Below are 13,600 nucleotides of genomic sequence, written 5' to 3'. Positions count from 1 at the left end.
GGCAAGAGGCCGCCAAGGAAGTGCAAGGGAATGCCCAGGGCGGCGTTCTGCTCGAACTGCCGCTTGAGGCTCGGAAGTTGAGTTCGAACAAGACTACCCGTACGAGTGGTTCTCCGGAAAGTTCCCGTGACCCGTGGGGATGATGTGAATCGCCTGTGGGTCCGCGGGTGTCCGGTTCCGCGATGATCTTACGGGACGGCGGGGGAGTCGGACCCCCCGCTCGTTGCTCAACCGGCCGTCGCCAGCAGCTTGGTGACGCGGTCCGTGTCGCAGGTGCGCGGGCAGGTCGCGCAGGTGTCCTCCGGGCGCAGCGTGTAGAACATGCAGCAGCTCGCGCGGTCGCGGGTGAGCAGGGGCTCGCCGCCGGGGCCGGTCAGCTCCCGGAACGCCGCCGTGCCGACGTACGGCTTGGTCGCCCCCGGCAGGAGCAGTTCCAGCTCGCGCATCGCACGCCGCTCCTCGATCTCGCCGAGCAGTTGGGCGATGTACCACAGCCCTTCGACGATCTCGTCGGTCGCCATACCCCACAGGGCGCGCCCGCGGCGCCGCATCCGGGGGCCGAAGCCGGCCAGCACCGGTTCCAGGTGCTCGGCGACCGCCGCCCGGACCTCCGCCCGCAGCGCCTCCTCGTCGGGGACGACCCGGGCGCCGGGCAGCGCGGCCGCCTCGTCGCCGGGCAGGCAGGCGAAGCCGGCGGGGCGGACGGCCAGGTGCCCGAGGGCGTGGCCCGGGGCGGTGCGGTCGTAGGAGACATGGGTCACGGGGTAGTGGGGGACCCGGCGGTGCAGGAACCACGGCACGGTGATCAGGAGGCAGGCGGGCCAGGCGTAGCGGTGCAGGCCGAAGCTTGCGACGACGTCGGGGCGGGCCTGCGTGCCGTAGTCCCGCTGGATCTGGTCCACGTCCCAGGCCAGGAAGCGGTCGAGGGCGGGGCCGGCGGCCGCGAGGTCGGCGGCGGTGGTCCAGCCGTGGCCGTGCGGGGTCTCGTCCGCTGCGCCCAGTTCGGTGACGGCGAGCCCCGGCAGGACCTCGGCCAGGCGGGTGTAGGCGCCGGAGACGGCCGAAAGGGGCGCAGGCATGTGATCACCGATCCGTCGGGTGAAACGGGGTTCTTAAAGGTAAGCCTAACCTTACTAAAGATCTTGAAAAGTTGAACGAAGATGTGAACTCGGAGCCGGGGCGCTTATGGTGCTTGACGGACGAGTAACAACCCGCCGTAATGACCCCAAGTACCGATACGTCCGGAGGAGGACCCGTGAGGCAGGGAGCGCAGGGCTCTGCGGAAACGGGGACTCCGTGGGCGGCGGGCCCGTCCGGGGCGAGTGCGCCGTCCAGGGCGAGTGGCCCGTCCGGGCAGTTCCGGGTGCCGCGGCAGGCCGGGGACGTGAGGGGCGAGCACACGCACAGTGAGCCGCCCGCGCCGGTCGCTCCGCCGGGCAGGCCGGTGGTCCAGCGGGCCTCGGTGCGCGGGCAGATCCTGGACGCGCTGCGGGCCGCGCTGGTGGCGGGGGACCTGCGGCCCGGAGAGGTGTACTCGGCGCCGGTGCTGGGCGAGCGGTTCGGGGTGTCGGCGACGCCGGTCCGGGAGGCCATGCAGCAGCTGGCCCTCGAAGGGGCCGTCGAGGTGGTGCCCAACCGTGGGTTCCGGGTGGTCGAGCGGGGTGTGCGGGAACTGGGCGAGCTGGCCGAGGTCCGGGCGCTGATCGAGGTACCGGTGATGTTGCGGCTGGCCCTTACCGTGCCGGCCGAACGCTGGGCCGAGTTGCGGCCCCTCGCCGAGGCGACGGTCCGCGCGGCGTCCTCGGGCTGCCGCGCGACCTACGCGGAGTCCGACCGGGGGTTCCACCGGGCCGTGCTGTCCCTCTCGGGCAACGTCCAGCTGGTCCGGATCGCGGAGGACCTGCACCGCAGGGCGCAGTGGCCGCTGGTCGGGGGTGGGCGGGGAGTGCGGGGGCGCGCCGAGCTGCTGGCGGATGCGCACGAGCACACGGCGTTGCTGGACGCGCTGGTCGCACGTGATCTGGATGTGGTGCGGGCGCTGGTGGGCGAGCACTTCGCGGGGGCGGCTGCCGCCGGCTGAGCGTGGCGCCGGGTGAGGGCGCGCGTCTTGGCGTGGTGCCGGGCGAGAGTGCGTGGCTTGGCGTGGCGCCCCGTGGGGGTTCGCGTTTTCGCGTGGCGCCGGGTGTGGGTCGGGGCCGCGCCGGGGGGTGTCCGTCCTCGGAACGTCGCGATGGGCTTGCACACCGACTGACTCTTCGTCGACGCGACAACCGCTGCGGGCGGACACCCCCCGACACGGCCCCTTCTCGCCGTACGCGGGTGCGGGTGCGTGCGCCCCCGGGGCACCCCGACCAGGAAGACGCATGCCCCGCCTTGCGCTGTACACGTTCGGCGTTCCGAAGTCACCGCTCGCCGACACGCGCGACTTCCGCGGCAGCGCCGAGCCCATCTACCGCAGGATCAGCGAGCATCCCGGGCGCCTCGCCCATGCCGGAGCGGCAGACGGCGAACCGGGCTCGCACTGCTCCCTGGACCGGGGTGCGTGGGGAGAGTTCGCCGTGCCGAGTCGGCACGGCAAGGGCCGTACGCCTTCACCTTCCGCGACGCGTTCACCCCGCAGGGAACTCCGGCCGACATCAGCTGAACGACCGGGTCCGCTGCCGAACGCCTCGCCGCTTCAAGCCGTCGCCGCCGGCGGCACCGGTGGAGCCAACTGGCGGGCCAGCCACGTCGGCACGCCGCCCAGGAGGCGGAAGAGCCGGCGGGCCTCCTCCCGCAGTCGGGACGCCTCCGGCTCCGTCTCGGTGTCGGCGAGGGACACCAGCGCCGGGGCCGTGCCGACGAGATAGCCCAGTTCCTCCCGGATCCGCAGCGACTCCGCGAATCCGTGCCGCGCCTCCGCCAACTCTCCTTCACGCAAGGCGAGTCCGGCCATGTGACGCCAGGTGAACGACAGCAGCAGCGGGTCGGAGTGCGCCGTCGCGCCCGCGTGGGCACGGCGGTAGGCGGCGCGGGCGGCCTGGGGCGCGCTCGTCAGGTTCTCGGCCAGGAGCCCGCGCCGGAAGTCGAGCAGCGCCCGCGCCGGAGCCCCCGGAGGGACCAGGGCCGCCGCCCGGCCGAGCGCGGCCCGTGCCTCGTCGGCCCTGTCCCGTACGGCGAGCACGGTCGCCGCGTAAGCCAAGTACCCGCGTTCACAAGCGGCCGCACCCCGTTCGTCGTCGCTGTGGGCCATCGCCTCGGCCGTGCGCAGCGCGTCCTCGGCCTCCTCCCAGCCCTGCTCGGTGTACAGACACCGTTCGACCAGCAGCGCCGCGCGCTGCAGCGCCGCCGCCGGTGTGGCCGGCAGCAGCAGGGCGGCCGCGTCTGCCCAGCATCCGCGGGAGCGCAGCCGCCATACCGCGGTCTGGAGGGGATCGTCACCGGCGGTCGTTCCGTTACCAGACATGGCGGTATGCGCCACGTTGCCCTCCCCGAGCACGCCATCGAGCTGTTGAGTGGTGGCGGCATCTCAGCATGAATCGGCGGGCCGGGCCAAGAGGGTGGGTGAAGGATTTCACAAAGTCGTGGGACGCGGGAGTGCCCGGGGTTTGCCCCCGGGACACCCCGCGTATCAGCTCATGCGCAGTGCCAGGAAGAAGTCCAGCTTGTCCTCGAGGCGTGACAGATCACGGCTCGTCAACTGCTCGATCCGCCCGACCCGGTAGCGCAGCGTGTTGACGTGCAGGTGCAGACGGGTGGCGCAGCGGGTCCAGGAGCCGTCGCAGTCGAGGAAGGCCTCCAGCGTCGGGATCAGCTCGGCGCGGTGGCGCCGGTCGTAGTCCCGCAGGGGGTCCAGGAGGCGGGCCGTGAAGGCGCGGCGGACGTCGTCCGGGACGAAGGGCAGGAGCAGGACGTGCGAGGCCAGTTCCTGGTGACCCGCCGCGCAGACCCGGCCCGGGCGGGCCGCGGCGACGCGCCGGGCGTGGCGTGCCTCCTCCAGCGCCCCGCGCAGCCCCTCCGCCGAGTGGACGGCCGCGCTGACGCCCAGGGTGAGCCGGCCGTCGTCGTCGAGGCCGGCCGTGAGGGGATCCCGGACCGACGCCAGGAGCGTGTCGGCGAGGACGCCCGTCTCCGAGCCGTCGTGCTCCGTCGAGACGGCCGGGAGGGGGACCAGGGCGATGGCCTCGTCGCCCGTGTGGGCCACCGCGATGCGGTCGGAGTGCTCAGGACCGGCGACCGCCGGATCGACGAGGACCTCCTCCAGCAGGGCCTGGGCCACCGGGCCGCCCTCGATCTCCCCGCCCTCCCAGTCGACGCGGGCCACGACCACCTGCCAGTGCGGTGCGGCGCCCAGACCGGGCAGCAGCACCGGCGCGGCCACGCGCAGGCGGGCGGCGATCTCGGCGGGTGCCGCGCCCGTCTGGACCAGTTCCAGGACCTCCTGGGCCAGGCGGCGGCGGACCGTGCGGGCCGCGTCGCGGCGGTCCCGTTCGACCGCGATCAGCTGGGTGACGCCGTGGAGCAGGTCCAGGCGCTCCTCGGGCCAGTCCCCGGCGTCCGCCTCCACGGCCAGCAGCCAGTCCGCGAGGACGGTCTCGCGCACGTCCCGGGCCGACTGCGGGGAGCGGCCCGTGGAGCGGACCGGGAACAGGGAGTACGTCGTGGCGCCCAGGACGACGCGGTGGGGGCCGCGGCGGCCCGTCCGGGTGGCGGCCAGGTGCTCCCCGGCGAGCCGGGCGCACGTCTCGGCCGGCAGGGCGGGGCCCGTCGCCTTCGAGCCCGCGATCAGGCGGCCGGTGGGGGACAGGACCCAGGCCCGCAGGTCCAGGTCCGTGCCGAGCAGGTCCAGCACCACGTCGGGGCCGCCGCCCGCCGGGCCCGCCGTCATCATGCGGCGGTGGCGGTCGACCACCGCCGCGAGGTCTCCGGCACGCTCGCCGGAGACCTGCCGCACCACGTGCTCGGTGATCGTCGCGAACGCCACCGACTCGTGCACCGCGAAGAGCGGGAGGCGATGGCGGGCGCAGGCCACGACCAGGTCCTCCGGTACGTCGCCGAGCTCGGCCTCGCCGGCGGCGAGCGCCGTCACACCGGCCTGCACCAGGATCCGGACGAACGGCTCCGAGTCGGCCGCGTCCCGGCGCCAGGCCAGGCCCGTGAGCACCAGTTCGCCGCCCGCGAGGTAGCGGCTGGGGTCGCGCAGGTCGGTGGTCATCACACCCCGCACGGTGCGGTCCAGTTCGTCCTCGCCGCCGAGCAGCTTGAGGCCCAGCGCGTCGGTGTCCAGCAGTGCGCGCAGCCGCATTCTCGTCGCCGCCGTTCTTTGTCTCGAAATCAAGCCCTGCCCCGGCTGTGTTCCAGGTCACGCGGTCGCGTCGCGTGTTTCCACAGGAGAACGAGGAGGTTTCCACGGGCCTCCATTCATACGAATCTACAAGATGCCTGCCCTGGCCAGCCAACTCCTTCATGGTTTCCGTGACTGACTCGCTTGGCGCAGCGCGCTGTGTACTGAGGCCACTACGCGTGAACAGCACATGAACGAGCCGGGACCGCCGCACACGGATTGGCTCAATCTGAACGCCCCACGAGAAGACGAAGAAGAGAGCCGGTCATGGACTTCCTTCGCCCCGCCAGCTGGGAGGAGGCGCTCGCCGCGAAGGCCGAGCACCCCACAGCTGTGCCGATTGCGGGTGGCACCGACGTGATGGTCGAGATCAACTTCGACCACCGCCGGCCCGAGTACCTTCTGGACCTGAACCGCATCGGCGACCTCTCCGAGTGGGAGGTCGGCGAGGAGAGCGTGCGGCTCGGTGCCTCCGTGCCGTACACGCAGATCATGGAGAACCTGCGCGCCGAGCTGCCGGGTCTCGCCCTCGCCTCGCACACGGTCGCCTCCCCGCAGATCCGCAACCGCGGCGGCGTCGGCGGCAACCTCGGCACCGCCTCCCCGGCCGGCGACGCCCACCCCGCGCTGCTCGCCGCGGGCGCCGAGGTGGAGGTGGAGTCGGTGCGCGGAAGCCGTCTCATTCCGATCGACGCCTTCTACACCGGTGTGAAGCGCAACGCGCTGGCGGCCGACGAGCTGATCCGCGCCGTGCACGTGAAGAAGGCCGACGGGCCGCAGCAGTTCTCCAAGGTGGGGACCAGGAACGCGATGGTCATCGCCGTGTGCGCCTTCGGGCTCGCGCTGCACCCCCGGACGCGCACCGTGCGGACCGGGATCGGCTCGGCCGCCCCGACACCCGTCCGTGCCAAGGCCGCGGAGGAGTTCCTGAACGCCGCGCTGGAAGAGGGCGGCTTCTGGGACAACGGCAAGATCATCACCCCGTCGGCCGCCAAGCAGTTCGCGGACCTGTGCTCCGCCGCCTGCAACCCGATCGACGACGTCCGGGGCACCGCGAGCTACCGCCGCCACGCGGTCGGCGTCATGGCCCGCCGCACGCTGACCTGGACCTGGGAGTCCTACCGCGGCGCCCGCCGCACCATCGAGGGAGCTGCGTGATGCGCGTCAACTTCACGGTCAACGGCCGTCAGCAGGAAGCCGACGACGTGTGGGAGGGCGAGTCCCTGCTGTACGTGCTGAGGGAACGGCTCGGGCTGCCGGGGTCGAAGAACGCCTGCGAGCAGGGCGAGTGCGGCTCCTGCACGGTCCGTCTGGACGGCGTGCCGGTGTGCTCGTGCCTGGTCGCCGCCGGGCAGGTGGAGGGCCGCGAGGTCGTCACCGTCGAGGGACTCGCCGACTTCGCCAGGCAGCGCGCCGAGGGCGGCTGCGCGTCCGGCGCCTGCGGTACGTCGTTGCAGAGCGCCCAGGCGTGGGACGCCCAGGGCACCGACTCGCAGACCGGCGAGGGCACCGAGCTGTCCCCCATCCAGCAGGCGTTCATCGACGCCGGCGCCGTGCAGTGCGGCTTCTGCACGCCGGGTCTGCTGGTCGCGGCCGACGAGATGCTGGAGCGCAACCCGAACCCGAGCGACGCGGACATCCGCGAGGCCCTGTCGGGCAACCTGTGCCGCTGCACCGGCTACGAGAAGATCATGGACGCGGTCCGCCTCGCGGCCGCCCGGCAGTCAGAGGCGGTCTGATCATGGCTTCTCCCAGCGGAACCCCCACGAAGATCACCCAGGGCTCTCAGACCAAGGGCGGCATCGGCGAGTCCACGCTCCGCCCCGACGGCACCCTCAAGGTCACCGGCGAGTTCGCGTACTCGTCCGACATGTGGCACGAGGACATGCTGTGGGGGCAGATCCTCCGCTCGACCGTCGCGCACGCCGAGATCGTGTCCATCGACACGAGCGAGGCCCTGGCCATGCCCGGCGTGTATGCCGTCATGACCTACGACGACCTGCCGACCGACGTGCGGAACTACGGGCTGGAGATCCAGGACACCCCCGTCCTCGCCCACGGCAAGGTCCGCCACCACGGCGAGCCGGTCGCCATCGTCGCCGCCGACCACCCGGAGACCGCGCGCCGGGCCGCCGCGAAGATCAAGGTCGACTACCGCGAACTGCCCGTCATCACCGACGAGGCCTCCGCCACCGCCCCCGACGCGCTCCTCGTCCACGAGGACCGCGACGACCACCACGCCGGTCACGTCCCGCACCCCAACATCGTCCACCGCCAGCCGATCGTCCGCGGTGACGTCGCCGCTGCACGCGAGCGGGCCGACGTGATCGTCACGGGCGAGTACACCTTCGGCATGCAGGACCAGGCCTTCCTCGGCCCCGAGTCGGGACTCGCCGTGCCGGAGGAGGACGGCGGCGTCCACCTCTACATCGCCACCCAGTGGCTGCACAGCGACCTGCGCCAGATGGCGCCCGTGCTCGGGCTGCCCGAGGACAAGGTGCGCATGACGCTGTCCGGAGTCGGCGGCGCGTTCGGCGGCCGCGAGGACCTGTCGATGCAGATCCACGCCTGCCTGCTCGCCCTGCGCACCGGCAAGCCCGTCAAGATCGTCTACAACCGTTTCGAGTCCTTCTTCGGGCACGTCCACCGCCACCCCGCCAAGCTCCACTACGAGCACGGGGCCACCAAGGACGGCAAGCTCACCCACCTGAAGTGCCGGATCGTCCTGGACGGCGGCGCCTACGCCTCCGCCTCCCCGGCCGTCGTCGGCAACGCCTCCTCCCTTTCCGTCGGCCCGTACGTGGTCGAGGACGTCGACATCGAGGCCATCGCCCTCTACACCAACAACCCGCCCTGCGGCGCCATGCGCGGCTTCGGCGCGGTCCAGGCGTGCTTCGCCTACGAGGCGCAGATGGACAAGCTCGCCGCGAAGCTCGGCATGGACCCGGTGGAGTTCCGCCGGCTCAACGCCATGGAACAGGGCACGCTCCTGCCGACCGGGCAGCCCGTCGACTCCCCGGCGCCCGTCGCCGAACTGCTGCGCCGCGTCAAGGCGATGCCGATGCCGCCGGAGCGCCAGTGGGAGTCCAGCGAGGGCGCCGACGTACGGCAGCTGCCGGGCGGCCTGTCCAACACCACGCACGGCGAGGGCGTCGTCCGCGGAGTCGGCTACGCGGTCGGCATCAAGAACGTCGGCTTCTCCGAGGGCTTCGACGACTACTCCACCGCCAAGGTGCGCATGGAGATCGTCGCAGGTGAGCCGGTCGCCACCGTGCACACCGCCATGGCGGAGGTCGGCCAGGGCGGCGTCACCGTCCACGCGCAGATCGCCCGCACCGAGCTGGGCGTCACGCAGGTGACCATCCACCCGGCCGACACCCAGGTGGGCAGCGCCGGTTCGACGTCGGCCTCGCGGCAGACGTACGTCACCGGCGGCGCGGTGAAGAACTCCTGCGAGCTGGTCCGCGAAAAAGTCCTGGAGATCGGGCGCCGCAAGTTCGGCTCCTACCACCCGGCCTGGGCGACGGCCGAACTGCTCCTGGAGGGCGGCAAGGTCGTCACCGACGGCGGCGAGGTCCTCTCCGACCTGGTCGACGTCCTGGAGGACGAGACCGTCGAGGTCGAGGCGGAGTGGCGGCACCGGCCGACCGAGCCCTTCGACCTGCGCACCGGCCAGGGCAACGGACACGTGCAGTACTCCTTCGCCGCGCACCGCGCCGTCGTCGAGGTCGACACCGAGCTCGGCCTGGTCAAGGTCATCGAACTGGCCTGCGCCCAGGACGTCGGCAAGGCGCTCAACCCGCTGTCGGTGCTCGGCCAGATCCAGGGCGGCACCACCCAGGGCCTGGGCGTGGCGGTCATGGAGGAGATCGTCGTCGACCCGAAGACGGCGAAGGTCAAGAACCCCTCCTTCACCGACTACCTGATCCCCACCATCCTCGACACGCCGACCATCCCGGTCGACGTCCTCGAACTCGCCGACGAGCACGCCCCGTACGGGCTGCGCGGCATCGGCGAGGCGCCCACCCTGTCGTCGACTCCGGCGGTCCTCGCGGCGATCCGCGCGGCGACCGGTCTGGAGCTGAACAGGACGCCGGTCCGCCCCGAGCACCTGACCGGCACACAGCTCTCCGAGGGCTGAGCAGTCACTCCCTGGGGGCTTCGTCCCCCAGGGCCCCTTGTTCGTCTCGGGCCGTCCCCCGGGTCGTGAACATCCCAACCCCCTGTGAAACTTGGGAGACGGCACCCATGACCCAGCAGTCCACAGAGCCGAGGACCACAGCCGACGACGCGGGTGAAGGCACCCGCGTCCCGGCCGGACGGTCCTGGCTCGACCGGTACTTCCACATATCCCACAGAGGGTCCAGCGTCGCCCGTGAAGTGCGCGGCGGCGTCACGACCTTCATGGCGATGGCGTACATCCTCCTGCTCAACCCCCTGATCCTGTCCGGCAAGGACGCCGCCGGGGAGACACTCGCCCAGCCCGCCCTGATCACCGCGACCGCGTTCGCGGCGGCCTTCACCACCCTGCTGATGGGCTTCGTCGGCAAGGTGCCGCTGGCGCTCGCCGCCGGCCTCTCCGTCTCCGGCGTGCTCGCCTCCCAGGTCGCACCCCAGATGACCTGGCCGCAGGCGATGGGCATGTGCGTGATGTACGGCGTGGTCATCATGCTGCTGGTCGTCACCGGCCTGCGCGAGATGATCATGAATGCGATCCCGCTCGCGCTCAAGCACGGCATCACCATGGGCATCGGCCTGTTCGTCGCCCTCATCGGCTTCTACAAGTCCGGCTTCGTGCACCAGGGCAAGGCCACGCCCCTCGCGCTCGGCCCGGCGGGCGAACTGGCGGGCTGGCCCGTGCTGCTCTTCGCCGGGACCCTGCTGCTGATCTTCATGCTCCAGGCCCGGAACATCCCGGGCGCCATCCTCATCGGCATCCTCAGCGGCACGGTCGTCGCGGCGATCCTGAACGCCGCCGGCGTCATCGACCCCCGGCAGTGGGCGGGCGGTGCTCCGGAACTGCACGGCAGCGCCGTCTCCATGCCCGACTTCTCCCTCTTCGGGGACGTGCGGTTCGGCGGCTGGGGCGAGGTCGGCGCCATGACGGTCGGCATGATCGTCTTCACGCTGGTGCTCGCCGGGTTCTTCGACGCGATGGCCACCATCATCGGTGTCGGCACCGAGGCGAAGCTCGCCGACGACAAGGGCCGCATGCCGGGCCTGTCCAAGGCGCTGTTCATCGACGGGGCCGGCGGCGCGATCGGAGGCGTGTCCGGCGGTTCGGGCCAGACGGTGTTCATCGAGTCGGCCACGGGCGTCGGCGAGGGTGCCCGCACCGGCCTCGCCTCCGTGGTGACGGGCCTGTTCTTCGCGGCCTGCCTGTTCTTCACCCCGCTCACGGCGATCGTGCCGCAGGAGGTGGCGTCCGCCGCCCTCGTCGTCATCGGCGCCATGATGCTGATGAACGCCCGGCACGTGGACTGGGCCGACCGGGCCACCGCCGTCCCGGTGTTCCTCACGGTCGTGCTGATGCCGTTCACGTACACCATCACCACCGGTGTCGCCGCGGGCGTCATCTCCTACGCCGCCATCAAGACCGCCCAGGGCAGGTGGCGGGAGATCGGCGCCTTCATGTGGATCCTCACGGCGGTGTTCCTCGTGTACTTCGCCCTCAACCCGATCGAGAGCTGGCTGGGCGTCCACTGACGCCCGCCCCCTCCCGCAACCCAAGGAGACCGAGACAGATGCTGGACATCGCCGAGGAGCTGAACCGGTGGGTCGAGCAGGGCCGTGACTTCGCCGTGGCCACCGTGGTGGCTGTCGGCGGAAGCGCGCCCCGGCAGCCCGGCGCCGCGCTCGCGGTGGACACCGAGGGCACGGCGATCGGCTCGGTCTCCGGGGGCTGCGTCGAGGGCGCGGTCTACGACCTGTGCGAACAGGCGCTGCGGGACGGCGAGACCGTCCTGGAGCGCTTCGGGTACAGCGACGACGACGCCTTCGCGGTGGGCCTGACCTGCGGCGGCGTCATCGACATCCTGGTCACCCCGGTACGGGCCGCCGATCCGGTCCGCCCGGTGGTCGCGTCCGCGCTCACCGCCGCCGCCCGAGGGGAGACGGCGGCGGTGGCGCGGATCGTGGCGGGCCCGCGCGAACTGACGGGCCGGGCCCTGGTGGTCCGCCCCGACGGTTCCCACGAGGGCGGCTTCGGCGGCCATCCGGAACTGGACCGCACGGTCGCCGCCGAGGCCGGTGCCTTCCTGGACGCCGGCCGCACCGGCACCCTGGAGATCGGAGAGCAGGGCTCACGCTGCGGAGCCCCGCTCACGGTTCTGGTGGAGTCCTCGGTCCCCGCACCCCGCATGATCGTGTTCGGTGCCATCGACTTCGCCTCCGCGCTGGTCCGGATGGGAAAGTTCCTCGGCTACCACGTCACGGTGTGCGACGCGCGCCCCGTCTTCGCCACCCGGGCGCGCTTCCCGGAGGCCGACGAGATCGTGGTCGACTGGCCCCACCGCTACCTGGAGGGCACCGACGTCGACGCCCGCACGGTTCTGTGCGTGCTGACCCACGACGCCAAGTTCGACGTGCCCCTGCTGAAGCTGGCGCTGCGGCTGCCGGTGGCGTACGTGGGCGCCATGGGCTCCCGGCGCACCCACCTGGACCGCAACGCCCGGCTGCGTGAAGTCGGTGTCAGCGAGATGGAGTTGAGCCGGCTGCACTCGCCGATCGGTCTGGACCTCGGGGCCCGTACGCCCGAGGAGACGGCTCTGTCGATCGCGTCGGAGATCGTCGCCGGACGGCGTGGCGGCAGCGGGGTCTCCCTGACCGGGGCGCACACGCCGATCCACCACGAGCCGGACCCGGGCACCGTCGGGCGGATCGGGTCGGTGGCCTGAGGCCCCGGCCGCGCGAGCCGCGCCCGGGGCCGGTGCGTCAGGGCTGTCGGAGCAGATGGTTCACGGCCCGCCCGAACACGTACCGGGAAGAGCGCCGCAGCACGCCGTCGAAGAGCGACGGCAGGAACCGGACCCGGATCTCCTCCCGCCAGATCACCCGCGTACGGCCTCCCGGCCCGGGCCGCACCTCGATTTCGGCCCACCCCAGCACCACCCGGCCGCGCTTCTCCAGCCGGCACATCCCCGCCGCCCCGCCCTCGGGCGGCTGCCACACGGTGACCTCCATCGGGTCGTCGAAGACCAGCGGTCCCACGCCCGAGCGGGCCACGACGAGCGTGCCCTCGCGTGTCGGCTCGTGCGGCACGACCCTGACCACCGTGAGCGGCACCACGTCACCGTGCCGATGCCATCGTGTGATCCGCCGCCACGCCTCGTCGAGGGGGAGCGGGGCCGTGCGTTCGAGCAGGAAGTTCGCCACGGCACGATCGTAGGGAACCCACGGCGCGTTACCGGTACACCTCGCCCGGCTCCGCCTTCCCCGGCGCGAGGAGCTGAGGCACCGTCACGAAGACGAAGCCGCGTTCCTTCAGGGCGTCGATGATCCCCGGCACCGCCGGCACCGTGCCGTCGTAGAGGTCGTGGAGGAGGATGATCCCGTCCCGGGAGGACTGGGCGAGGACGCGGCGGGTGATCAGGTCGGAGTCGGTCGTCCGGTAGTCCTTGGCGGTCACGCTCCACAGCACCTCGGCCAGGCCCAGTTCGCGGCAGATCTCGTGCACGGTGTCGTCGGTGCGGCCCTGCGGAGGGCGCATCAGGGTCGGGCGCCGGCCGGTGAGGCGCTCTATCTCCTGGTTGGGGCGTTCCAGTTCCTCGCGTATCTCCTCGGGTCTCAGCCGGGTCAGGATCTTGTGGTCCCAGGTGTGGCTGGCCACCTCGTGGCCCTCGTCGGCCATGCGCCGTACCAGCTCCGGGTACTTCTCGATGTGCCGCTTGCCGAGGAGGAAGAAGGTCGCCGGCACCTGTTTCTCCTTCAGGATGTCCAGCAGCCGCGCGGAGTGCTCGCTCGGCCCGGCGTCGAAGGTGAGTGCGATGCACTTGACCTCGCGGCAGTCCACGGTGCCGAAGCGGGCCGGCTGCACGTCCGTGGCCGGGCGGGCCCGGACGGCGCTGGGAGCCGTGGTGTCGGTTCCCGTGCAGCCGCTCAGGGCGAGGGTGAGGGCGGCGATCGCCTTAAGTGTTCCGGCAGTTCGGAACGTGGACCCCGTTTTCTTCATCTTCTTGGTCAGAGAAGGCATGCCGGGACTATACATCGCGTGTATATACGCGGTTTATAGTCGCCGAGGTGTTCCCTGGCGGCCCCGACGCGGTGTTTGAGGGAGCC

The 13,600-nt window shown here is 71.9% G+C and carries 11 protein-coding genes; 6 read left to right on the top strand and 5 right to left on the bottom strand.

Annotated features, from left to right (window positions below):
* Nucleotides 1-227: 227 nt before the first annotated feature.
* Entirely contained in the window at nt 228-1,079 is an 852-nt protein-coding gene (locus tag AB0F04_RS16505) for a (2Fe-2S)-binding protein (protein WP_362042101.1), read from the bottom strand.
* Between the two features lie 176 nt (nt 1,080-1,255).
* On the opposite strand from AB0F04_RS16505, the gene AB0F04_RS16500 reads away from it, so the two are divergent.
* Nucleotides 1,256-2,080, top strand: coding sequence for a GntR family transcriptional regulator (locus tag AB0F04_RS16500; protein ID WP_362042099.1), 825 nt, complete (start codon nt 1,256-1,258; stop codon nt 2,078-2,080).
* Nucleotides 2,081-2,677: 597 nt separating this feature from the next.
* On the opposite strand, the gene AB0F04_RS16495 is transcribed toward AB0F04_RS16500, so the two are convergent.
* Complete coding sequence (locus AB0F04_RS16495) at nt 2,678-3,445, bottom strand: hypothetical protein (RefSeq protein WP_362042097.1); 768 nt, start codon at nt 3,443-3,445, stop codon at nt 2,678-2,680.
* Nucleotides 3,446-3,610: 165 nt separating this feature from the next.
* Nucleotides 3,611-5,284: a PucR family transcriptional regulator ligand-binding domain-containing protein gene (locus AB0F04_RS16490; RefSeq protein ID WP_362042095.1), complete on the bottom strand. Its 1,674-nt coding sequence runs from the start codon at nt 5,282-5,284 to the stop codon at nt 3,611-3,613.
* 306 nt (nt 5,285-5,590) lie between these two features.
* Between AB0F04_RS16490 and AB0F04_RS16485 the strand changes: the two genes are divergently transcribed.
* From AB0F04_RS16485 to AB0F04_RS16465, 5 genes are all read left to right on the top strand, one after another.
* Nucleotides 5,591-6,481, top strand: a complete 891-nt coding sequence (locus AB0F04_RS16485) for an FAD binding domain-containing protein (protein WP_362042093.1) — start codon at nt 5,591-5,593, stop codon at nt 6,479-6,481.
* The gene (locus AB0F04_RS16480; RefSeq protein WP_362042091.1) at nt 6,481-7,062 is read left to right on the top strand and encodes a (2Fe-2S)-binding protein; all 582 of its coding nucleotides are present in this window, start codon (nt 6,481-6,483) and stop codon (nt 7,060-7,062) included. The genes AB0F04_RS16485 and AB0F04_RS16480 overlap by 1 nt, the downstream gene beginning before the upstream one ends.
* 2 nt (nt 7,063-7,064) lie before the next feature.
* Nucleotides 7,065-9,464, top strand: a complete 2,400-nt coding sequence (locus AB0F04_RS16475; protein WP_362042089.1) for a molybdopterin cofactor-binding domain-containing protein — start codon at nt 7,065-7,067, stop codon at nt 9,462-9,464.
* Between the two features lie 107 nt (nt 9,465-9,571).
* A complete protein-coding gene (locus AB0F04_RS16470) occupies nt 9,572-11,029 on the top strand; it encodes an NCS2 family permease (protein WP_362042088.1) in 1,458 nt (485 codons plus the stop codon).
* Nucleotides 11,030-11,067: 38 nt separating this feature from the next.
* Nucleotides 11,068-12,219 carry an XdhC/CoxI family protein gene (locus tag AB0F04_RS16465; RefSeq protein WP_362042086.1) on the top strand — a complete coding sequence of 384 codons (1,152 nt, stop codon included), beginning with the start codon at nt 11,068-11,070 and terminating at the stop codon, nt 12,217-12,219.
* A 37-nt stretch (nt 12,220-12,256) separates the two neighbouring features.
* Here AB0F04_RS16465 and AB0F04_RS16460 read toward each other — a convergent pair whose 3' ends face one another.
* Complete coding sequence (locus tag AB0F04_RS16460) at nt 12,257-12,697, bottom strand: SRPBCC family protein (protein ID WP_362042084.1); 441 nt, start codon at nt 12,695-12,697, stop codon at nt 12,257-12,259.
* Between the two features lie 28 nt (nt 12,698-12,725).
* Complete coding sequence (locus tag AB0F04_RS16455; RefSeq protein WP_362042796.1) at nt 12,726-13,493, bottom strand: polysaccharide deacetylase family protein; 768 nt, start codon at nt 13,491-13,493, stop codon at nt 12,726-12,728.
* Nucleotides 13,494-13,600 lie beyond the last annotated feature (107 nt).

The sequence above is a fragment of the Streptomyces sp. NPDC029041 genome (assembly GCF_040637515.1).
Lineage (GTDB): Bacteria > Actinomycetota > Actinomycetes > Streptomycetales > Streptomycetaceae > Streptomyces.
Note: the sequence above shows the minus strand (reverse complement) of the source record. Positions and strands in the feature narration are given on the sequence as shown.